This window comes from Solicola agrisoli (assembly GCF_049059935.1).
Taxonomy (GTDB): domain Bacteria; phylum Actinomycetota; class Actinomycetes; order Propionibacteriales; family Nocardioidaceae; genus JAURVT01.
In genome coordinates this window covers 1-19,629 of the sequence record NZ_JBMGQR010000002.1, presented here as the reverse complement: position 1 = coordinate 19,629, position 19,629 = coordinate 1, and the positions used below count along the sequence as shown (strand labels likewise).

Here is a 19,629-nt window from a genome sequence, read left to right as displayed (position 1 = left end):
GCGTGGGGGGACCACCGCAGGGATCAGCGGTGGACCTCCACCTTCGCACCGCGCTCGACCTGCGGCTTGGGGAGCCGGAAGCGACGGATCTGCGTGGTGCGCAGCACGCCGTAGCCGACCGCACCCTTGGTGACCTCGTTCGGGAACGCCTCCTTGAGGCGCTTGCGCAGACGGCTGACGAACCAGAAGGTGTCGCCGAGCGTGCCGATAATCGTGACCGCCCAGAGCAGGAACACGGCCTGCGCGGCCCACGCGGCCGGGATCAGGCTCAGCGCCAGCACCGCGACCAGGATCGGCAGCAGGTACTCGGCGACGTTGCGGCGGGCGTCGACGTAGTCGCGGACGAACCGGCGCACCGGGCCGGAGTCGCGGCGCGGGAGGTACTTCTCGTCACCGCTGTCCATCGCGGCACGCTGCTTCATGCGCGCCTCGTAGCGCTGCTCGCGCGCCCGCTTGGCCTGCTCCTTGCGCGTCAGCGTGGGCTTCATCCGCTCGCGGCGGGCGGCCTCGGCCTCGCGGCGGCTCGGCGTCGGCCGGCCCTTGGCCCCCGGCGCGACGACGGGCTCGGAGGTGGTGGCGGCGGACTCGTCTCGCCGGTGACGCTGGAACACGTGCGGGCCTTCGCTCGGGGATCGGGTGCCGTGCCACCCTACCGGCGGCCCGCGAGGCTCCCGCCCGCGCGACCGCACCCGTAAGGTGGGAGTCGACTGCGCCGAGCGCCGCCTTCGAAGGGGACTGACAGCACGATGAGCATGATGAAGAGGATGAGCGGGATCTTCCGCGCCAAGGCGAACGCCGCCATGGACCGGGCCGAGGACCCGCGCGAGACCCTCGACTACAGCTACCAGAAGCAGCTCGAGCTGCTCCAGAAGGTCCGACGCGGCGTCGCCGACGTCGCCACGAGCCGCAAGCGCGTCGAGCTGCAGATGAACCAGCTCGAGCAGCAGGGCCAGAAGCTGCACGACCAGGCCCAGAAGGCGCTCGCGCAGAACCGCGAGGACCTCGCCCGCGAGGCGCTCACCCGCCGGTCCGGCGTCCAGCAGCAGGTCGCCGACCTCCAGACGCAGCACGCCAACCTGCAGGCCGAGGAGGAGAAGCTGACGCTGGCGTCGCGCCGCCTGCAGACCAAGGTCGAGTCCTTCCGCACGCGCAAGGAGACGATCAAGGCCACCTACACCGCGGCCGAGGCGCAGACCAAGATCAACGAGGCCTTCACCGGCATCTCCGAGGAGATGGGCGACGTCGGCCTCGCGGTGCAGCGCGCCGAGGACAAGACCGCGCAGATGCAGGCCCGCGCCGGCGCCGTCGACGAGCTGATCGCCTCCGGCGCCCTCGACGACGTCACCGCCCCCGGTGGCAGCGACGACATCTCGCGCGAGCTCGACGCCCTGTCGGCCGACTCGAGCGTCGAGGCCGAGCTGGCCAAGCTCAAGGGCGAGGTCGGCCCCGGCTCCACCCCCGCCGCGTCCATCGAGGCCGGCGCCGAGGCGCCCAGGACCGAGGAGCAGCGATGATCATCCGCATCCTCGGCGAGGGCCAGTTCCAGATCGCCGACGAGCACTACGACCGTCTCAACGAGCTCGACGCGGCGGTGGAGAAGGCGATCGAGGCCAAGGACGAGGACGCGTTCGGCCCCGCGTTCGTCGCGCTCCTCGACGCGGTGCACCAGCACGGCGAGACGCTGCCCGACGAGGAGCTGGTCGAGTCGACGCTCGTCCTGCCCCCGTCGGACGCGACCCTCGACGACGTCGCGCAGCTCCTCGGCGACGACGGGCTCATCCCCGGCTAAGACGCACCGTGGGCCTACCGTGACCCGGCTCACGGCGAACGGGCGCTGTTCCGAACGGCTCGGTGGAACTGATTCCGCCGGGCCGTTCGTTGCACAGGTGACACCAGAGAGGACGGCACGACGACATGGCCAAGACGAGGTTCAGGGACGACAGCGGACTCACCCGACGGATGGGGTTCGTGGTCTTCCTGCTGGGCGCGCTCTACGTCGCGTTCGGGGCGGTGCTGATCACGCGCACCGGCTTCGCGCTCGGTCTGGTCATCGTCGTCGGCATGGCCGTCGGCCAGTGGTACTTCTCCGACAAGCTCGCGCTCGCCTCGATGAAGGCCCGCGAGGTCTCCCCCCAGCAGGCACCCGAGCTGCACGGGATGATCGACCGGCTCGTCGCGCTGGCCGACATGCCCAAGCCCAAGGTCTACATCGCCGACACCGACCTGCCCAACGCGTTCGCCACCGGCCGCTCGCCGCAGCACTCGGCGGTCTGCGTGACCACCGGCATCATGCGCCGCATCGACGCCGACGAGCTGGAGGGCGTCCTCGCCCACGAGCTGTCGCACATCGCGCACCGCGACGTCGCGGTGATGACGGTCGCCTCGTCGCTCGGTCTGCTCGCCGGGTTCATCACCCGCTGGGGCCTGTACTTCGGCGGCGGCAACAACCGCAACTCCAACAGCGGACCCGCGCTGATCGTCGTCTGGGCGGTGTCGCTCGTCGTGTACGCGATCAGCTTCCTGCTCACCCGCGCCCTGTCGCGCTACCGGGAGCTCAGCGCCGACCGCGCCGGCGCGTACCTCACCGGCAAGCCGTCGTCGCTCGCGTCGGCCCTGGTGAAGATCTCCGGCGAGATCGGCCGCATCCCCACCAAGGACCTGCGCGACAAGGAGTCGATGAACGCCTTCTTCTTCGCGCCCGCCTTCAGCAAGGACTCGCTCAGCTCGCTGATCGCCACGCACCCCTCCACCGACAAGCGCGTCGAGCAGCTGTCGTCGATCGCGGCCGACCTCGGCCGCCCGTTCTGATCGGACTGGTTCCCTGATGGGACTCTGGGACTCCCTGATGGGCCGCAGCAAGCCCGTCCAGGCCAACCTCGACGTGCTGTTCGGCGTGCCCCAGGCGGCGCTGAGCCTGCAGGCCGGCGGCGACTTCGTGCCCACCGGCATCGGCGCGGTCTGCTACCGGGCCAACGAGGGCGCGGCCTTCAGCGCCGCGCAGTCCGACGTCCAGGAGCTCCTCGACGCCGGCGGCGGGCCGAAGGTCGAGCGCAGCGACGACTCCTACGGGTTCACCTGGCTCCTCGACCGCGCCGACCCCGGCGACGTCACCGGTCTGGTCACCAACCTGCACGCCGTCAACACCGCCCTGCAGGACAACGGCTTCGGCTCGTCCCTGCTCTGCTCCTACGTCGGCTTCACCTCGCCGAGCGGCGCCCCCGTCGCGATCGTCTACCTCTACAAGCGCGGCACCTTCTACCCCTTCGCCCCCACCGGCCCCGACCGTCGCGACAACGTCCTCGAGCTCCAGGTGCGCGGCCTCATCGCCGACGACGTGCCCGTCGAGCCCGAGCTCGGGCGGTGGCTCGCCATCTTCGGCGCACCGGGCCTTTGAGGTCGTCGATCCTCGGCTGACTCGCCGTCGGGGTGCTCGCCGACAGGCACCTACGGACGGGGTGGTCGACGGTGGCTACGTCGGCCGTCCTCGCGTCCCGATCGGTGAGACGGTTCGTACCACCGGCACCTCGAGTCACACCGACCCAGGCAAACCGACGCACCCCACGGCAAATTCACCGCGGTCCGTGACCATGTGCCACGGTCGGTGACGACGGTGTCTCACCCACCGAGACCTGCACCCGGCCGGGGTGCGATCCGACCCGGATCCCTCCCGTAGGTGCGCCCTTCGACTGGTGAGCACCCCCGAAGGGAGATGCGGTGCCGGTCGACGGGGACGCCGCCCCACCAGGTCACGAACAGGTGACGACGCTGGATAGGCTGCACGCGTGACGCTCACCGACCTGCCCCAGGACCAGCTCGCCGACCTCCTCTCCCGCCTGCGGGAGGACTACTCCGCGCTCCAGGCGCGAGGGCTGAAGCTGGACCTGACGCGGGGCAAGCCGTCGGCCGAGCAGCTCGACCTGTCCGACGCGCTGCTGGGGCTGCCGGGCCGCGGGACCGTCACCGACGAGGACGGTGTCGACGTCCGCAACTACGGCGGGCTCGACGGGCTGCCGCAGCTGCGCAGGATCTTCTCGGACCTGCTCGGTGTGCCCGTGCCGCAGCTGCTGGCCGCGAACGGCGCCAGCCTGACGCTGATGCACGACACGATCGTCTACGCGCTGCTCCACGGCACCCCCGACTCCGAGCGTCCCTGGTCGCGCGAGGAGACGGTGAAGTTCATCTGCCCCGCGCCCGGGTACGACCGGCACTTCGCGCTGTGCGAGGAGTTCGGCATCGAGATGGTCACCGTCCCGATGAACGCCGACGGCCCCGACGCCGAGGCCGTCGCGGCGCTGGTCGCCGACGACCCGGCGATCAAGGGCATGTGGGTCGTCCCCACCTACGCCAACCCGGACGGCTCGGTGGTCTCGCAGGAGGTTGCCGCCCGCCTGACGTCGATGCCGACGGCCGCGCCCGACTTCCGGATCTTCTGGGACAACGCCTACGCGGTGCACCACCTGACGACCGAGGAGGCCAAGACCGCCGACGCGCTGTCGCTCGCCGCCGTCGCCGGCAACCCCGACCGCGTGCTGCTCTACGCGTCCACGTCGAAGATCACCTTCGCGGGCTCGGGCGTCGCGTTCTTCGGGTCGTCGCCGGCCAACGTCGCCTGGTACAAGCAGCACCTGGCCAAGCAGTCCATCGGGCCCGACAAGGTCAACCACCTGCGCCACGCGATGTTCTTCGGCGACGCCGACGGCGTCCGCGCCCACATGGCCCGGCACCGCGCGATCCTCGCGCCCAAGTTCGAGGCCGTCGTCGCCGCGCTCGAGTCCGCCCTCGGCGAGCACGACGTCGCCACCTGGACCACCCCCGTCGGCGGGTACTTCGTCAGCCTCGACGTGGTGCCGGGCACCGCGGCGCGGGTGGTGGCGCTGGCCAAGGAGGCCGGCATCGTCCTCACCCCGGCCGGGGCCACCTACCCCTACGGCCAGGACCCCCAGGACACCAACATCCGTCTCGCGCCCACGTTCCCGCCGCTCGAGGAGGTGCAGGTGGCCGTCGACGGCGTCGCCACCTGCGTCCTGCTGGCCGCCGCGGAGGCCGCCGCCGCCTGACCGTCCCTCACATGAAGTGGGGTGACGGCACGTACGTCCGCGGTGGACGCATCCACTGCAGCGCCAGGAACCCCTCGTGCCTGAGCGTGAGGCGTGCCGCCATCGCGACGTCGACGAGCCAGTCCTGCTCGCCGGTGACGTGGCGCACCGCGAAGGTGTCGCCCGGGGTCCTGGCGATCGACTCCCACAGCAGGGCGGTGGCCGTGCGCTCCGACGTCGCGGCCAGCAGGTAGGCGCCGGAGGGGGAGAGGTAGGCGTAGCCGGACCCCAGGTGGCTGTCGCTCACCAGCAGCGGCTGCGCGGCGCCCATGAACGCGTGGTCGGGGCCGTGCGTGGCCGCACGGGTCTGGCGGTCGACCGACTCCATCAGGTCCAGGTCGGCCTGCGACCCCTCGCGCACGTGCTCGACGACGGGCAGCAGCGACCGGTCCACCGGACCCTCGGCGGTCATCGTCGGGTGCAGCCGGAACCCGGCCTGGTGGTAGCGGCGCAGGGCGCCGGCGTCGGACGTCGCGCAGATCATGCCGCGCGTGCAGCCCACCGAGTGGGTGAGGGCCGCGTCCAGCAGCGCCTTGCCGACGCCGCCGCCCTGGGTGCCGGGCCGGACGAAGAACGAGGCCAGGCCCCACAGGGTGTCGCGGCGCATCGACACGGCGAGGCCCGCCAGGCCGTCGTCGTCCTCGGCCACCCAGCACCCCGGCCCGTCGTGCTCGACGAGGTGCTCGGCGCGACGCCGCCACTGTCCCTGCCACCACTCCGCGCGTCGCGTCGCGGGCGGGTCGACGGCGCGACGGGTCCGTTCACCCACCTGGAGCATCGCCGCGGCGCTCACCTGCTCGGCGGCGTCGACGTCCGAGGTCCGCATCGGTCGGATCTGCATGGGACGAGTCTGGACGAGGTAGGCCAGGATGGCCCCATGCGTGTGCTCGTGGCCCCCGACGCCTTCGACGGCACGCTCACCGCGCCCGCCGCGGCGCGGGCCATCGCCGAGGGCTGGTTGCGACGCGCCCCGGACGACCAGGTGACGCAGGCGCCGATGGCCGACGGCGGCACCGGCTTCGTGGACGTCCTCCACACCGCGCTCGGCGGCGAGCTGCAGGTCGTCACCGTGCCCGGCCCGCACGGCGCCCCCACGCCCATGACGTTGCTGGTCCACGACGACACGGTCTACGTCGAGTCGTCCCAGGCGTGCGGCCACCAGGTCGCCGGCGACGGCGACCCCGAGCGGGCCTCGAGCCGCGGCGTGGGCGAGGCGGTCGCCGCGGCCCTGGCCGTCGGCCCCGCCCGGGTCGTGGTCGGCGTCGGCGGCTGCGCCAGCAACGACGGAGGCGCCGGCCTGCTGTCCGCGCTGGGCGTGACGGCCGACGTCCCGCTCGACGCCGGCCCCCTCGGGCTCGAGGGCCTGACGGTCGTCGACGCCACGGCCGCCCGCGCGGCCACCGAGGGCGTCGAGCTCGTGGTGGCCACCGACGTCACCACCGTGCTGCTCGGCATGTTCGGCACCACCAACGTGCACGGCGCCGACCGCGGGCTCGACGAGGACGCCCGCCAGCGGGTCGACCGGCTGCTGGACGGCTGGGTGGACGCCCTGTGCGGCCGCACCCCGGCCGAGCGACGCGCGGCCGACGCGCCCGGCTCGGGCGCCGGGGGAGGGATCGGGTTGGCGCTGATGCAGCTCGGCGCGACCCGCCGGTCCGGGATCGAGGTGGTGGCCGACGCCGTCGGGCTGCGCGCGCTCGCGGCGGCGCACGACGTCGTCGTCACCGGCGAGGGGGCCTACGACTTCTCCTCCCGCGAGGGCAAGGTCGCCCACGGCGTCGCCACCGTCGCGGGGGAGGCCATCCGTCCGTGCGTGGTGCTGGCCGGCCGCGTGCTCGTGGGGGCGCGCGAGATGCGCGCCATGGGCGTCGAGGCCGCGTACGCGGTGGTGGACCTGGTGGGGGAGGAGGCCGCGGTCCGCGACCCGGCCGCGTCGCTCTCCCGGCTGGCCACCCGCGTGGCCCGCACCTGGTCGTTCTGACGCCGTGTGTCGGACACCTCCTGGATCGGTCGCCGATGCGGCGTACGATGGACCGTGCCGGTGACCAGCACGAACCCGTCACCGGCCCCAAAGCGCACCCAGGTGAACACCACCGACCCCGGGAGACCAGCACATGACCGTCAACGACACCGAGACCACCCAGGCCACGCAGGGCGTGACCATCACCGACGGCGCTGCCGACAAGGTCCGTAGCCTGCTGCAGCAGGAGGGTCGCGACGACCTCCGCCTGCGCATCGCCGTCCAGCCCGGCGGCTGCTCCGGCCTGCGCTACCAGCTCTTCTTCGACGAGCGCGACCTCGACGGCGACGAGGTCAAGGACTTCGGCGGCGTGGCCGTCGTCGTCGACCGGATGAGCCTGCCGTACCTCGGCGGCGCGACGATCGACTTCGTCGACACCATCGAGAAGCAGGGCTTCACCATCGACAACCCGATGGCCACCGGTTCGTGCGCCTGCGGCGACTCGTTCCACTGATCCACCCCTGAGCAGACCGGCAGGGCTCGCGCTGCGCGAGGTCGGCCACGCTCTACGCTGAGAGGCGTCGTCCCACCGGGACGGCGCCTCTTGTGTTGCCCAGGGCCGTGTCGTGCCCAGCCCCCGTAGACGGAGACCCCATGCCGATCGCCGTGACCGGATCCATCGCCACCGACCACCTGATGACGTTCCAGGGACGGTTCGCCGACTCCCTGGTGGTCGAGCAGCTCGACAAGATCTCGGTCTCGTTCCTGGTCGACGACCTGCAGGTGCGGCGCGGCGGGTGCGGCGCCAACATCTCGTTCGGCCTGGCCGCCCTCGGGCTGCGCCCGGTGCTCGTCGGCGCCGTCGGCCGCGACTTCGACGAGTACCGGCGCTGGCTCGAGGACCACGGCGTCGACTGCAGCGCGATCCTGGTCTCCGCGACCAAGCACACCGCGCGCTTCGTCTGCACCACCGACGAGAGCCACGCGCAGTTCGCGTCCTTCTACGCCGGCGCGATGAGCGAGGCCCGCGACATCGACCTCGCCGCCCTCCACGCCGCCCACGGCTTCGACCTGGTGCTCGTCGGGCCCGACGACCCCGACGGCATGCTGCGCCACACCCAGACCTGCCGCGACCTGCAGATCCCGTTCGCCGCCGACCCGTCCCAGCAGCTCGCCTTCGCCGACGGCGAGACGATCCGCGGCCTCGTCGACGGCGCCACGTACCTGTTCACCAACGAGTACGAGGCCACGCTCACCGAGCGCAAGACCGGGTGGAGCGCCGACGAGATCGCCTCGCGCATCGGCACCCGTGTCATCACGCGCGGAGCCGACGGCGTCACCGTCCAGGCCAAGGACCAGGCGCCGATCGAGGTCGCCGCCGTCCCCGGCGTCCTGGCCGTCGACCCCACCGGTGTGGGCGACTCGTTCCGCGCCGGCTTCCTGGCCGCCATCGAGGTCGACCTCGGGCTCGAGCGGGCTGCGCAGGTGGGCTGCGCGCTCGCCGCGGGCGTCGTCGAGACCACCGGCACCCAGGAGTACGACCTGCGACGCGGGCCGTTCGGCAAGCGGTTCGCCGACGCGTACGGGAGTGACGCGTGGGACGAGGTCGCGGCCGTGCTGAGCGTGCCGGAGTGAGCGTGCGCGACCGTCGTCCTGAGGGTGACCTGAACGTCGCACCAGGGCATGTCCGGGGTACGCTGCTCGCGTCTGTGAACACCGTGCTGAACGCTCGACGAGGAAGGCGCCCCGTGGGTCCTGCTCCTACTGCGCACACCGCCGGCCGCACCCCTCGCGGCCGCGCCCCGAAGGCTGCCCTGGTGGTGGTCGCCGGCCTGACGCTGCTCCTCACGGGGTGCTCGTCGACCGACCCGAGCGAGTTCAAGCGGCTCGCGCTGCCGGTCGCCGCGAGCGACCGCACGGGCTACATGTTCGACCTGTGGCTGGGCGCCTGGATCGCCGTCCTGGTGACCTTCCTGCTGGTCTTCGGCCTGATCGTCTTCGCGATGGTGAAGTACCGCCAGCGCTCGGAGGACGAGATCCCCTCGCAGGTGCGCTACAACCTGCCCATCGAGGTGCTCTACACGATCGCCCCGGTGATCGTCGTGGCCGTCTTCTTCTTCCACACGGTCGACTCGCAGAACAAGATGCTCGAGAAGGTCGACAACCCCGACCACACCATCGAGGTCGTCGGCTTCAAGTGGCAGTGGGCGTTCAACTACCTCGACGAGAGCGCCGTGGGTGAGGACGTCTTCGACCTCGGCACCCCGGCCGAGCCCACCGAGCTGTGGCTCCCCGTCGACGAGTCGGTGCGCTTCGACCTCCGCTCGCCCGACGTCATCCACTCCTTCTGGGTGCCCGAGTTCTACTTCAAGATGGACGTCGTCCCCGGTCGCAAGAACACCTTCGACCTGACGCCCACCCGCACCGGCACGTTCACCGGGCGCTGCGCCGAGCTGTGCGGCATGTACCACTCCCGGATGATCTTCAAGGTCAAGGTCGTGGACCGCGCCGAGTACGACGCGCACCTCCGCGAGCTGCAGCAGGCCGGCCAGACCGGCGCCCCGCAGGGCGGCGCGAACGCCGACACCATCGACGGACTCGAAGAGAACGGAACCGAGTGATGGCGACGTACGCCGAGCGCAACACCGGCGGGGCCAGCACGAGCCGTGCGGGCACCGCACCCACCCGCACCCTCGGGCAGCAGGCCGTCCGTCTGATGACGACGACCGACCACAAGCTGATCGGCAACCTGTACCTGACGACGTCGTTCGTCTTCTTCATCATCGGCGGCATCCTGGCGCTGCTGATCCGCGCCGAGCTGGCCGCCCCGGGCACCCAGATCGTCGACGACGAGACGTACAACCAGCTGTTCACGATGCACGGCACGATCATGCTGCTGCTGTTCGCGACGCCCCTGTTCTTCGGGTTCTCCAACGCGATCATGCCGCTGCAGATCGGTGCGCCCGACGTCGCGTTCCCGCGGCTCAACATGTTCAGCTACTGGCTGTACCTGTTCGGCGGGCTCACCGTCGTCTCGGGCTTCTTCGTCCCCGGTGGCGCCGCCAGCTTCGGCTGGTTCGCGTACGCGCCACTGAGCGACGCGGTCAACTCCCCGGGCATCGGCGGTGACCTGTGGATCGTCGGTCTGTACATGGCCGGCCTCGGCACCATCCTCGGCGCCGTCAACTTCATCACCACCATCTTCTGCATGCGTGCGCCCGGCATGACGATGTTCCGGATGCCGATCTTCACCTGGAACACGCTGGTCACCAGCCTGCTGGTGCTGATCGCGTTCCCGATCTTCGCCGGCGCGCTGCTGGCGCTGCTCGCGGACCGGCAGCTGGGGGCGCACGTGTTCGACGCCGCCAACGGCGGGCCGATCCTGTGGCAGCACCTGTTCTGGTTCTTCGGGCACCCCGAGGTGTACATCATCGCGCTGCCGTTCTTCGGCATCGTCACCGAGATCTTCCCGGTCTTCAGCCGCAAGCCGATCTTCGGCTACGTCGGCCTGGTCGGGGCCACGCTCGCGATCGCCGCGCTGTCGGTGGCCGTCTGGGCGCACCACATGTACGTCACCGGCGCCGTCGACCTGGCGTTCTTCTCCTTCATGACGTTCCTGATCGCGGTGCCCACGGGCGTCAAGTTCTTCAACTGGATCGGCACCCTGTGGGGCGGCTCGCTGTCGTTCGACACCCCGCTGATCTTCGCGCTGGGCTTCCTGGTCACCTTCCTGTTCGGCGGGCTGACCGGCGTCATCCTGGCCTCGCCGGCCCTGGACTTCCAGCTGTCGGACTCCTACTTCGTGGTGGCGCACTTCCACTACGTCGTGTTCGGCACCGTCGTGTTCGCGATGTTCGCGGGCTTCTACTTCTGGTGGCCCAAGTTCACCGGACGCATGCTCGACGAGCGCCTCGGCAAGATCCACTTCTGGCTGCTGTTCGTCGGCTTCCACCTCACCTTCCTGGTGCAGCACTGGCTGGGCGTCGAGGGCATGCCGCGTCGCTACGCCGACTACGCGGCCGCCGACGGGTTCACGATCCTCAACCAGATCTCGAGCGTCGGCGCGTTCGTCCTGGGCGCCTCCACGCTGCCGTTCTTCTACAACGTGTGGAAGTCGCGCCAGAACCCCGTCGTCGGCGTCGACGACCCGTGGGGCTGGGGCCGCTCGCTGGAGTGGGCCACCTCGTGCCCGCCGCCGCGTCACAACTTCACGACGCTGCCGCGCATCCGGTCCGAGAGCCCCGCGTTCGACCTGCACCACCCCGAGATCGCCGCGATGGAGCTCGAGGACAACCCCGGTCTGCGTGGCGGCGGACCGTCCGACGCCCCCGACATGTCGGGTCGCGAGGAGGCGCTGGGTCACGCCACCCGCACCAAGGAGGACGACGCGTGAAGATCGAAGCCTGGACCATCGGCATCTGCGGCATCTTCTTCGCCGCCGTCTCGCCGGTCTACTGGCTGATGAGCGGTGACCCCACGGGCACCAGCGCGCTCGTCATGACCACCCTGCTCGCCGGTCTGCTGGCGTTCTACCTGGGCGTGGTCGCCAAGCAGATCCCCGACCGTCCCGAGGACCGTCACGAGGGCGAGATCGTGGAGGGCGCCGGCGAGCTCGGCTTCTTCCCCCCGTACTCGTGGTGGCCGCTGTTCGCCGCACTGGCGTTCCTGGTGGTCGTCCTCGGCCTGGTCATCGGCTGGTGGATGTTCATCATCGGTGTCGGCATCGGCGCGATGACCGTCATCGGCTGGGTCTACGAGTACTACCGCGGCGTCCACGCACACTGACGACGCGGCGCGGCGCGCGCACGTGATTCGGAACTGACGGCACTGGCGGTTACGCTGGATCAGTCTGTCCAGAATCTCCCCTTGGAGCGCCATGAGCCCGCGTCGCAGCGTGCCCGCCACGTCCGTCCGTCACGGCCTGGCGGCGGCCGCCGTCGCCACCGCGCTGGTGGCCCTCGTCGGGTGCACCGGGTCGTCGTCCTCCGACGACGGCACCGCCGCGGGCAACGACGCCTCACCGGCCTCGTCGAAGAAGCAGGCCGCCCCGGCCACGGTCGACGTCAACGTCCCCGACGGGACGAAGGACCAGGGTGTCGACACCCTCGTGACGGCGACGGCCCAGGGCGGCAGGCTCGGTGAGGTCACCGTCTACCGCGGCGACGCCCCCACCGAGAAGTCCACGGTGGTCGGCTCGGTCGACCAGGCCGGGACCACCTGGACCGCGCGCGACATGCTCGACCCCGGCTCGACGTACACCGTCAAGGCCGTCGCCATGAACGCCGACGGCAAGGCCACCGACGTCACGCGCACCTTCACCACCGAGGACCTCTCGCTCGACCAGCAGACGTTCCCGAGCCTGCAGCCGCTGCGCGGCGAGACGGTCGGCGTGGGCATGCCCATCGTCATCCGCTTCGACGTGCCGGTGAAGAACAAGGCCGAGTTCGAGAAGCGCCTCGAGGTTCAGTCGACCCCGCAGGTGGAGGGCACCTGGAGCTGGGTGAGCGACACCGAGGTCCGCTACCGTCCCCGCGAGTACTGGCCCGCCGGCACCCAGGTCAAGGTGCGCGCCCGCCTCAACGGCGTCAACGCCGGCGACGGGGTCTACGGCCAGGAGAACCGCTACACCGCCTTCACCGTGGGCAAGAAGGTCGTCAGCACCGTCGACGTCGGCGGGCACACCATGACGGTCCGCGTCGACGGGAAGGTGGCGCGCAAGCTGCCCGTCACCACCGGCAAGGACGGCCTGGAGACCCGCGAGGGCACCAAGATCATCATGGAGAAGTTCGCCGTCAAGCGGATGGACGCCGCCACCACGGGCGTCTCGGAGGACTCGCCGGAGTACTACGACATCCCCGACGTCCGCTACGCCATGCGCGTCACCAACACCGGTGAGTTCATCCACGCGGCACCCTGGTCGGCCGGCTCCCAGGGCTCGGCGAACGTCAGCCACGGCTGCGTCGGGCTGAGTACCTCCAACGCGGCGTGGCTCTACGGCATCTCCCACCGCGGCGACGTCGTCAAGTTCATCGACAGCCCCCGCTCCCTCGAGGACGACAACGGCTGGACGGACTGGAACGAGTCCTACGAGGCGTTCAAGAAGGGCTCGGCCCTGAGCTGAGCCCCGCGCCTCCCCGGCGCTCACACGGCCTCCTGCGGCCCCACGAGAGGTTCCTCGTGGGGCCGCTGTCGTTGGTACGGCCCGGCGGTGGCTGACCCACCACCTACGGGCCCGAGGTGGTGGGTGGGGCACCTGGAGGTCGTGGGTACGGCTCGTGGGCTGTCGGCCCGCTCCGGCCGCCGCGTGGCGCCATGTGGCGTCCGTGGGTGGTTGCTACCGCCCTGGCGGTGGGTATGGCCCCAGGATCGGGCCGGATGTGGGGCCGTACCCACCGCCGGCCGGAACCCCATGGCCCGGTGGGGGAGGGGAGACGACGAGGCCCCCGTCACCAGGTGGTGACGGGGGCCTCGGACGTGGTGCGGGCGGGATCAGTGCTGGCGGGGGACGCCCGTCTCGCTGATGCCCTGGAACTCGTCGCGCGCGCCGGGCTCGAGTGCGTGCCCGTCGTGGTCGGCGTGGTGGTGGTGCGCCTCCTCGACCTCCTCGCGGGTCGCCTTGTCGGCGATGTCCTCGTGGTAGAACCGCGAGGCGCGGGCGTGGAGCCTGGCCTTGAGGCCACCGGGGGAGCGGACGCCGTGCTCGTCGGTGTCCTCGGGGGCCTCGACGACCTCCGGACGGTCGCGCGCGGTGAGCGCGTACGCCTGGTTGGCCGGCAGCGGGGCGTGACGCTCGGAGTACCCGCCGTCGGGCGAGCGCTCGAGGATGCCGGTCTCGTAGCCGTGCAGGACGGTCTCGGTGTCCTTGCGCTGCAGCGAGATGCAGATCCGCTTGGTGACCACGAAGGCGACGACCGGGGCCACGAAGAACCCGATGCGGCACAGCCACGTGATCGTGTAGATGTCCATGTGGAACTGGGTGGCGATGACGTCGTTGCCGCCGGCGATCCACAGGACGCCGTAGGCGGTCATGCCGGCCACACCGAGGCCGGTGCGGACCGGGGCGTTGCGGGGACGCTCGAGCAGGTGGTGCTCGCGGTCGTCCTTGGTCACCCAGCGCTCGACGAACGGGTAGGCGGCCAGCAGACCGAACAGGGCCGTCAGCAGCACGACCGCGGGGATGAAGACGTTCCAGCTGAACGTCCAGCTGAAGATCGTGGTCTCCCAGTTCGGCATGATGCGCACCGCGCCCTCGACCCAGCCCATGTACCAGTCGGGCTGCGAGCCCGCGGTGACCTCGGAGGGGTTGTAGGGGCCGTAGCTCCACACCGGGTTCAGCTGCAGCGTCGCCGAGACCAGCGTGATGAAGCCGAAGACGACGAAGAAGAAGCCACCGGCCTTGGCGGCGTAGACCGGCAGGACCGGGTAGCCGACGACGTTGTTCTCGGTGCGTCCCGCACCGGGCCACTGGGTGTGCTTGTGGTACACGAGCAGCAGCAGGTGGGCGGTGATCAGGCCGAGCAGGATCGCCGGGACGAGCAGGATGTGCGCCATGTACAGGCGCGGGATGATGAGCTCGCCCGGGTACTCCCCGCCGAAGACGAAGAACTCGGCGTAGGAGCCGATGATCGGGATCGAGCGGATCAGTCCGTCGACGAACCGCAGGCCGGTGCCCGACAGCAGGTCGTCGGGGAGCGAGTAGCCGGCGAAGCCCTCGATGAGCGCCAGGCTGAACAGGCCGACACCGATCAGCCAGTTGACCTCACGCGGCTTGCGGTACGCGCCGGTGAAGAACACGCGCAGCATGTGGGCGATCATCGACGCGATGAAGAGCATCGCCGCCCAGTGGTGGATCTGCCGCATGAGCAGGCCGCCACGGATGTCGAAGGAGATGTCGAGCGTCGAGGCGTAGGCCTTGGACATCTCGAGGCCGCGCAGCGGCACGTAGGAGCCGTTGTACGTCACCTCCTCCATGCTGGGCACGTACCAGAACGTCAGGAAGACGCCGGTCAGCAGCAGAATGATGAAGCTGTAGAGGGCGATCTCGCCGAGGAAGAACGACCAGTGGTCGGGGAACACCTTCCGGACGAGACCCTTGCCGGCCTTGGCCAGGCCGAGGCGGGAGTCGAGCCAGCCGACGGGGCCGGCCGCCTTCTTGCCGAAGGCCGACTCCTCGAGGGGGGTCTCGGTCGTGATCTGGGTCACTTGTCTTGCTCCACTTCGGGGAAGCTGGGTCCGACGGGAACCGTGAAGTCGCTACGGGCGACCAGGTACCCCTCGTCGTCCACCGCGAGCGGCAGCTGGGGGAGCGGCCGGTGCGCGGGTCCGAAGATCACCTTGCCTCCGTCGGAGAGGTCGTAGGTGCTCTGGTGGCACGGGCAGAGAAGGTGGTGCGTCTGCTGCTCCCACAGGCTGATCGGGCAGCCGACGTGGGTGCAGATCTTGGAGAAGCAGAGGATGCCCTCCACGCCCCAGTTCTCTTGTCCGGGGGCGGGGGTGATGTCCTCCGGACGCATCCGGACGACGATCACCGACGCCTTGGACTTCTCCTGGAGCAGCTCGGCTCCGTGGATGATCTTCTCGCCCGACTCGTCGGTCTCGAAGAAGGCGAAGGGCTGGGCGTTGACGAGCTGGCCCACCTCGATGTCGCCCGGACGCAGCGGGGTGCCGGCGACGTCGTTGACGACGCGCATGCCCTTGGCCCAGACGGTCTCGAACTGCTTGCTGCCGGGCAGCGGGCCCAGGTCGCGGAGCAGGACGATCGCGGGGAGGCCGAGCACGCCGAGCGAGCCCAGCAGGGTGTTGCGGATGAGGGGACGACGGCGGATGCCGGACTCGTTGACGCCCTGGTTGAACTTGGCGAGCATCTCGGTGCGGTCCTCGTCGTTGGAGACCGCCGGGTGGCGCATCTCCACCATCTCCTCGTCGGCCATCAGCTTCTTGGCCCACTGGACGGCGCCGAGGCCGATGAGCAGCAGGGCCGCGCCGAGGGTGCCGCCGAGGGCGAAGTTCAGGCCCGACCAGCCGAGGAACGTGGAGTCGATCGGGACCACGAAGTAGAAGACGCAGAACGCGAGCGTCAGGACGGTGGCCAGCGCGAACATCCCGGCGACCTGACGCTCCGCGCGGCGCTCGGCCTCGGGGTAGACGTCGGTGGGGCGGGGGAGGTGCTCGGGCAGACCCGGGTTGTCGATCGGGTCGGCCTTCTCGGCGAAGCTGCCGGGCTTGGTCTCGACCTCGCCGTGCGGGTCGGCGTCGTCGGCGCGCTGCAGGGCGTCGCCGGGCTTGTCGGTGCTCACGAGCGCGACTCCCTCCGCTTGACCCGGGCGCCGTGGGCGGCGATCCAGGTGGCGATGACGACCAGGCCGCCGATGCCGATGATCCAGGTGAACATGCCGTCGACGACGGGGCCGAGGCCACCGCCACCGAGGCCGCCGTAGGTCGGCTCCTCCTGGACGGTCTTGATGTAGGCGATGACGGCGCGCTTGTCCTCGGGGGTGATGACCGCGTCGTTGAAGACGGGCATCTGCTGCGGGCCGGTGACCATGGCCTCGTAGATGTGCTTGCCGCTCACGCCGGTGAGCTTGGGGGCGTACCGGCCGCCGGGCAGGGCGCCGCCGGCGCCGACCGAGTTGTGGCACGCGGTGCAGTTGGTGCGGAAGAACTCGCCACCCTTGGTGATCTCCTCGTCGGAGGCGCCCTGGGCGTTGGTGTACTCCTCCTCGGGGATGGCCGGTCCGGGCGCGAGCGTCGCGACGTACGCGGCCAGCTGCGAGACCTCCTCGGGGGTGTACTGAGGCTTCTTGCGGGGGGCCTGCTGCGAGGCGTTGGCCAGCGGCATGCGGCCGGTGCCGACCTGGAAGTCGACGGCGGCGGCGCCCACGCCCACGAGGGCGGGGCCGTAGTTGCCGCCACTCTTGGTGGGGATGCCCTCGGCGTTCTTGCCGTGGCAGGTGGCGCACCCGACGAGGAACAGCTGGCGTCCTGCCTCCACCTTGCGGGCGTCGGTGGTCTCGGCCCTCGCTGAGTCGGGGGCGACGGCCGAGTAGAGGCCGCCTGCCGCGATCAGACCGAGGAGCAGCACGACGAGGCCGGCCATCGGATGCCGGCGACGCGTGGACAGGAACCGCACGACTGGGACCTCTTCCATCTCAGGGGGATTCACGTGTTGCTGCTGAGTTCATTGAACCCCGCAGGATGTTCAGTTGTCCGATCAGGTCAGGCTAAGTTTCCGGGCCCGCCGACAGGCGTTACTTGATCAGGTAGACGGTGGCGAAGAGCCCGATCCAGACGACGTCGACGAAGTGCCAGTAGTAGGACACGACGATGGCCGACACGGCCTGTTCGTGCGTGAACCGGCGCGCCATGAAGGTGCGGCCGAGGACCAGCAGGAAGGCGATCAGACCGCCGACCACGTGGATGCCGTGGAACCCGGTGGCCAGGTAGAACACGCTGCCGTAGGGCGAGGAGGCGATCGTGACGTTCTCGTGCACCAGCTCGGCGTACTCGAAGGTCTGACCGCCGATGAAGATGGCGCCCATGATGTAGGTGAGGGCGAACCACTCGCGCATGCCCCACTGCGAGACCTGGAAGACGCTGCCGGTGCGGCCGACGCGGCCCTTCTCGGCCGCGAACACGCCCCACTGGCAGGTGACCGACGAGAGCACCAGGATCGTGGTGTTGACCGTCGCGAACGGGACGTTCAGCTTCTCGGTCTCGATCGCCCACAGCTCGGGGCTGACCGCGCGGATGGTGAAGTACGCCGCGAACAGGGCGGCGAAGAACATCAGCTCGCTGGCGAGCCACACGATCGTGCCGACCGTGACCATCGAGGGTCGGTTGCTCTGGCCGTGGAGGCGGGAGGCGGGGATCGCAGACGTCGTAGCCACGCAAGCATTATGAACGCACGGAGGTCCGAAGGGCATCCCCGCCCCCCGACGGGACGTCACAACCTGGCTACGATGCCTGCGTGAGCGACCACGACCGTCCCGCAGCCGCCGCGCGCCCCCTCAAGGTGCTGCTCTACAGCGACGACTCGAGCACCCGCGCACAGGTGCGGACGGCCCTCGGGCGACGTCCCCACCCCGACCTCCCCGAGCTCGAGTACGTCGAGTGCGCCACCGAGCCCGTCGTCATCGCGACGATGGACGCCGGCGGCGTCGACCTCGCCATCCTCGACGGCGAGGCCACCCCGGCCGGGGGCATGGGCGTGGCCCGTCAGCTCAAGGACGAGATCTACCGCTGCCCGCCGGTCGTCGTGCTCACCGCCCGGCCGCAGGACGCGTGGCTGGCCACGTGGTCGCGCGCCGACGGCGTCGTGTCGCACCCGCTGGACGCGTTCGCGCTCGCCGAGTGCGTGATCGGGCTGGTCCGCAGCCGGGTCGCGTGACCACCCAGAGCTGGCCGGTCGTCCTGACGGCCCTGGTGGCCGGCCGGGACCTCGACGTCGACGCGACCGCGTGGGCGATGGAGGAGATCCTCAGCGGCGCCGCCACGCCCGCCCAGATCGCCGGGTTCGCCGTCGCGCTGCGCGCCAAGGGCGAGACGGTGGCCGAGGTCGAGGGCCTCGTCGAGACCATGTACCGCCACGCCGCGCCGATGGACGTCGAGGGCCGCGTGGTCGACATCGTCGGCACCGGCGGCGACCTCGCGCGCACCGTCAACATCTCCACGATGTCGTCGGTGGTGATGGCGGGCGCGGGCGTGCCCGTCGTGAAGCACGGCAACCGGGCCGCGTCCAGCTCGAGCGGGTCGGCCGACGTGCTGGAGCAGCTCGGCATCCGGCTCGACCTGCCGCCGGCCCAGGTGGCCGAGGTGGTCCGACGCGCGGGAATCACCTTCTGCTTCGCACCGGTCTTCCACTCCTCGCTGCGCTACGCCGGCGCCCCGCGCCGCGAGCTCGGGATCGCCACGACCTTCAACTTCCTGGGCCCCCTCACCAACCCGGCCCGTCCGGCTGCCTGCGCCGTGGGCGTGGCCGACCGCGCGATGGCCCCGGTGATGGCCGGCGTGTTCGCACGCCGCGGCGTCGACGCCTTGGTGTTCCGCGGCGACGACGGCCTCGACGAGATCACGGTGACCACCACCACCTCGGTGTGGGTGGTGCGCGACGGCGAGGTCGAGACCGCCACCCTCGACCCGCGCGACCTCGGAGTCGAGCCGTCGCCGATCGACGCCCTCGCCGGGGGCGACGCCGCGTTCAACGCGGACGTCTTCCGGCGCCTGGTCGACGGCGAGACGGGCGCCGTGCGCGACGCCGTCCTGATGAACGCCGCCGCCGGCCTCGCCGCCCACGCCGCCGAGCCCGGCGACCTCGTCACCCGCCTCCGCGCGGGCATGGAGCGCGCGCAGGAGTCCATCGACTCCGGCTCGGCCCGTCGGGTCCTCGACCGCTGGGCCGCCGTCACCGCCGAGCTGTCCGCGGGCTGAGCCCGGCGCTGTCGGTTTCCCAGGTATACCTGGGAAACTGTCCGACCACCCGGGAAGTTCTCCGTGGCAGACGAAGATTCCCAGGTATACCTGGGAATCTTCGTCTGCCCCCACCCGGCAGTCGCCCGCGCCGCCGCACGAGCAGGC

General features: G+C 70.8%; 20 protein-coding genes. 14 read left to right on the top strand and 6 right to left on the bottom strand.

Translation table 11 applies throughout. The annotated features are described in order from the left end of the window. Positions 1 to 23 precede the first annotated feature (23 nt). Positions 24 to 611 (bottom strand): DUF3043 domain-containing protein, encoded by a 588-nt coding sequence (locus ACI6PP_RS01185; protein WP_421108353.1) that lies wholly within the window; start codon positions 609 to 611, stop codon positions 24 to 26. Between the two features lie 135 nt (positions 612 to 746). Here ACI6PP_RS01185 and ACI6PP_RS01180 point away from each other — a divergent pair, with 135 nt between their 5' ends. The 5 genes from ACI6PP_RS01180 to ACI6PP_RS01160 all read left to right on the top strand — a co-directional run bounded on the left by ACI6PP_RS01180 (position 747) and on the right by ACI6PP_RS01160 (position 5,057). After that, positions 747 to 1,514 carry a PspA/IM30 family protein gene (locus tag ACI6PP_RS01180; RefSeq protein WP_421108351.1) on the top strand — a complete coding sequence of 256 codons (768 nt, stop codon included), beginning with the start codon at positions 747 to 749 and terminating at the stop codon, positions 1,512 to 1,514. Continuing rightward, positions 1,511 to 1,789: a PspA-associated protein PspAA gene (gene pspAA / locus ACI6PP_RS01175; protein WP_421108349.1), complete on the top strand. Its 279-nt coding sequence runs from the start codon at positions 1,511 to 1,513 to the stop codon at positions 1,787 to 1,789. Before ACI6PP_RS01180 ends, pspAA begins: the two co-directional genes overlap by 4 nt. Positions 1,790 to 1,914: 125 nt before the next feature. Further along, the gene (htpX, locus tag ACI6PP_RS01170) at positions 1,915 to 2,808 is read left to right on the top strand and encodes a zinc metalloprotease HtpX (RefSeq protein ID WP_421108347.1); all 894 of its coding nucleotides are present in this window, start codon (positions 1,915 to 1,917) and stop codon (positions 2,806 to 2,808) included. 16 nt (positions 2,809 to 2,824) lie between these two features. After that, positions 2,825 to 3,394, top strand: coding sequence for a PspA-associated protein PspAB (gene pspAB / locus ACI6PP_RS01165; RefSeq protein WP_421108345.1), 570 nt, complete (start codon positions 2,825 to 2,827; stop codon positions 3,392 to 3,394). A 388-nt stretch (positions 3,395 to 3,782) separates the two neighbouring features. Beyond that, a complete protein-coding gene (locus ACI6PP_RS01160) occupies positions 3,783 to 5,057 on the top strand; it encodes an aspartate aminotransferase type Ic (RefSeq protein WP_421108344.1) in 1,275 nt (424 codons plus the stop codon). A gap of 7 nt (positions 5,058 to 5,064) precedes the next feature. Here the strand turns inward: ACI6PP_RS01160 and ACI6PP_RS01155 are convergent, their stop codons facing one another. Beyond that, complete coding sequence (locus ACI6PP_RS01155; protein ID WP_421108342.1) at positions 5,065 to 5,937, bottom strand: GNAT family N-acetyltransferase; 873 nt, start codon at positions 5,935 to 5,937, stop codon at positions 5,065 to 5,067. A 36-nt stretch (positions 5,938 to 5,973) separates the two neighbouring features. Here ACI6PP_RS01155 and ACI6PP_RS01150 point away from each other — a divergent pair, with 36 nt between their 5' ends. The 7 genes from ACI6PP_RS01150 to ACI6PP_RS01120 all read left to right on the top strand — a co-directional run bounded on the left by ACI6PP_RS01150 (position 5,974) and on the right by ACI6PP_RS01120 (position 13,177). Further along, positions 5,974 to 7,077 (top strand): glycerate kinase family protein, encoded by a 1,104-nt coding sequence (locus tag ACI6PP_RS01150; protein ID WP_421108340.1) that lies wholly within the window; start codon positions 5,974 to 5,976, stop codon positions 7,075 to 7,077. A gap of 133 nt (positions 7,078 to 7,210) precedes the next feature. Continuing rightward, positions 7,211 to 7,570, top strand: coding sequence for a HesB/IscA family protein (locus ACI6PP_RS01145; protein ID WP_421108338.1), 360 nt, complete (start codon positions 7,211 to 7,213; stop codon positions 7,568 to 7,570). Between the two features lie 140 nt (positions 7,571 to 7,710). Beyond that, on the top strand, positions 7,711 to 8,691 hold the full coding sequence (locus tag ACI6PP_RS01140; RefSeq protein ID WP_421108336.1) for a carbohydrate kinase family protein: 981 nt from the start codon (positions 7,711 to 7,713) through the stop codon (positions 8,689 to 8,691). A gap of 182 nt (positions 8,692 to 8,873) precedes the next feature. Next, entirely contained in the window at positions 8,874 to 9,677 is an 804-nt protein-coding gene (gene ctaC, locus ACI6PP_RS01135) for an aa3-type cytochrome oxidase subunit II (RefSeq protein WP_476712916.1), read from the top strand. After that, entirely contained in the window at positions 9,677 to 11,449 is a 1,773-nt protein-coding gene (gene ctaD, locus ACI6PP_RS01130; protein ID WP_476712915.1) for an aa3-type cytochrome oxidase subunit I, read from the top strand. The genes ctaC and ctaD overlap by 1 nt, the downstream gene beginning before the upstream one ends. Next, positions 11,446 to 11,841 (top strand): cytochrome c oxidase subunit 4, encoded by a 396-nt coding sequence (locus tag ACI6PP_RS01125; RefSeq protein WP_421108335.1) that lies wholly within the window; start codon positions 11,446 to 11,448, stop codon positions 11,839 to 11,841. Before ctaD ends, ACI6PP_RS01125 begins: the two co-directional genes overlap by 4 nt. A 91-nt stretch (positions 11,842 to 11,932) precedes the next feature. Further along, positions 11,933 to 13,177 carry a L,D-transpeptidase gene (locus tag ACI6PP_RS01120; RefSeq protein WP_421108333.1) on the top strand — a complete coding sequence of 415 codons (1,245 nt, stop codon included), beginning with the start codon at positions 11,933 to 11,935 and terminating at the stop codon, positions 13,175 to 13,177. A 368-nt stretch (positions 13,178 to 13,545) separates the two neighbouring features. Here ACI6PP_RS01120 and qcrB read toward each other — a convergent pair whose 3' ends face one another. The 4 genes from qcrB to ctaE form a co-directional block, all read right to left on the bottom strand. Continuing rightward, on the bottom strand, positions 13,546 to 15,258 hold the full coding sequence (qcrB, locus tag ACI6PP_RS01115) for a cytochrome bc1 complex cytochrome b subunit (protein ID WP_421108331.1): 1,713 nt from the start codon (positions 15,256 to 15,258) through the stop codon (positions 13,546 to 13,548). Then, entirely contained in the window at positions 15,255 to 16,352 is a 1,098-nt protein-coding gene (gene qcrA / locus ACI6PP_RS01110; RefSeq protein WP_421108329.1) for a cytochrome bc1 complex Rieske iron-sulfur subunit, read from the bottom strand. The genes qcrB and qcrA overlap by 4 nt, the downstream gene beginning before the upstream one ends. Next, entirely contained in the window at positions 16,349 to 17,185 is an 837-nt protein-coding gene (gene qcrC / locus ACI6PP_RS01105; protein ID WP_421108328.1) for a cytochrome bc1 complex diheme cytochrome c subunit, read from the bottom strand. The genes qcrA and qcrC overlap by 4 nt, the downstream gene beginning before the upstream one ends. Positions 17,186 to 17,303: 118 nt before the next feature. Next, positions 17,304 to 17,942 carry an aa3-type cytochrome oxidase subunit III gene (gene ctaE, locus ACI6PP_RS01100; RefSeq protein WP_476712914.1) on the bottom strand — a complete coding sequence of 213 codons (639 nt, stop codon included), beginning with the start codon at positions 17,940 to 17,942 and terminating at the stop codon, positions 17,304 to 17,306. Between the two features lie 80 nt (positions 17,943 to 18,022). Between ctaE and ACI6PP_RS01095 the strand changes: the two genes are divergently transcribed. Both ACI6PP_RS01095 and trpD read left to right on the top strand, forming a co-directional pair. Continuing rightward, positions 18,023 to 18,442, top strand: a complete 420-nt coding sequence (locus ACI6PP_RS01095) for an Rv3143 family two-component system response regulator (RefSeq protein ID WP_421108327.1) — start codon at positions 18,023 to 18,025, stop codon at positions 18,440 to 18,442. Next, on the top strand, positions 18,439 to 19,482 hold the full coding sequence (gene trpD / locus ACI6PP_RS01090) for an anthranilate phosphoribosyltransferase (protein WP_421108325.1): 1,044 nt from the start codon (positions 18,439 to 18,441) through the stop codon (positions 19,480 to 19,482). Before ACI6PP_RS01095 ends, trpD begins: the two co-directional genes overlap by 4 nt. Positions 19,483 to 19,629 lie beyond the last annotated feature (147 nt).

Bases quoted from the DNA above. Each gene is read 5' to 3' on its own strand.
- ACI6PP_RS01180 (WP_421108351.1), top strand. From the start codon at position 747: ATGAGCATGATGAAGAGGATGAGCGGGATCTTCCGCGCCAAGGCGAAC.
- ACI6PP_RS01120 (WP_421108333.1), top strand. From the start codon at position 11,933: ATGAGCCCGCGTCGCAGCGTGCCCGCCACGTCCGTCCGTCACGGCCTG.
- ACI6PP_RS01140 (WP_421108336.1), top strand. From the start codon at position 7,711: ATGCCGATCGCCGTGACCGGATCCATCGCCACCGACCACCTGATGACG.
- pspAA (WP_421108349.1), top strand. From the start codon at position 1,511: ATGATCATCCGCATCCTCGGCGAGGGCCAGTTCCAGATCGCCGACGAG.
- pspAB (WP_421108345.1), top strand. From the start codon at position 2,825: ATGGGACTCTGGGACTCCCTGATGGGCCGCAGCAAGCCCGTCCAGGCC.
- ctaD (WP_476712915.1), top strand. From the start codon at position 9,677: ATGGCGACGTACGCCGAGCGCAACACCGGCGGGGCCAGCACGAGCCGT.
- ACI6PP_RS01155 (WP_421108342.1), bottom strand. From the start codon at position 5,937: ATGCAGATCCGACCGATGCGGACCTCGGACGTCGACGCCGCCGAGCAG.
- ACI6PP_RS01150 (WP_421108340.1), top strand. From the start codon at position 5,974: ATGCGTGTGCTCGTGGCCCCCGACGCCTTCGACGGCACGCTCACCGCG.
- ACI6PP_RS01145 (WP_421108338.1), top strand. From the start codon at position 7,211: ATGACCGTCAACGACACCGAGACCACCCAGGCCACGCAGGGCGTGACC.
- htpX (WP_421108347.1), top strand. From the start codon at position 1,915: ATGGCCAAGACGAGGTTCAGGGACGACAGCGGACTCACCCGACGGATG.